The 572-nt window shown below is 32.2% G+C and carries 1 protein-coding gene; it reads left to right on the forward strand.

Features of this window, described 5'->3' with window-relative positions; genetic code table 11:
- Positions 1-74 precede the first annotated feature (74 nt).
- Positions 75-206, forward strand: coding sequence for a hypothetical protein (locus tag ACJ5GX_RS08150; RefSeq protein ID WP_495292898.1), 132 nt, complete (start codon positions 75-77; stop codon positions 204-206).
- The last annotated feature ends 366 nt before the right edge of the window (positions 207-572 follow it).

Here is a 572-nt window from a genome sequence, read left to right on the forward strand (position 1 = left end):
GATCGGATTCGACAATAGTAAATGCATTCTCAGTTTCATCATCGCTTGATGCGGCAAAGTAGTAATTCTTGAATGTGTTTGGTAAGTCATCAACGTTAATTGTCGATCGATCTATTTTAAGCTCTTTACAAAGTTCATTGACAGAAAATGAAAATGAAATTACTTTATTCAGTGAAGGATATTATTATCACTTATTGACATCATGATTCGTCATTGTGAAAAAAATAAATTTGTATAACACAATTTTCTTTTTTGTAACAATTTTGTATTGTCTTAATAGAAAATCGGCTCAGAAGGAAAAAAATAAAAATAAAAGCACTGCTTCGGAGCTGGCCAGGTTAATCACACGGCATGTATCTTAACCCCAACACCATCTGTAAACGACAATTGTTTTAAAATGAAGGCAAGTTTTTCAAAGCGTGTTTTTACATGCGTATAATTAACTCCTTATACAAACCGATCGATCTTGAAGTTAACATCAAGATTGCTTTTGTTGCAATTATGAAAGAAGGGGGAATTTTCTTGGAAAAAAGGAATGAAATACTGGCTAGCATGATAGATTTAGACTTTAC

The organism is Wolbachia endosymbiont of Tuta absoluta (genome assembly GCF_059414725.1).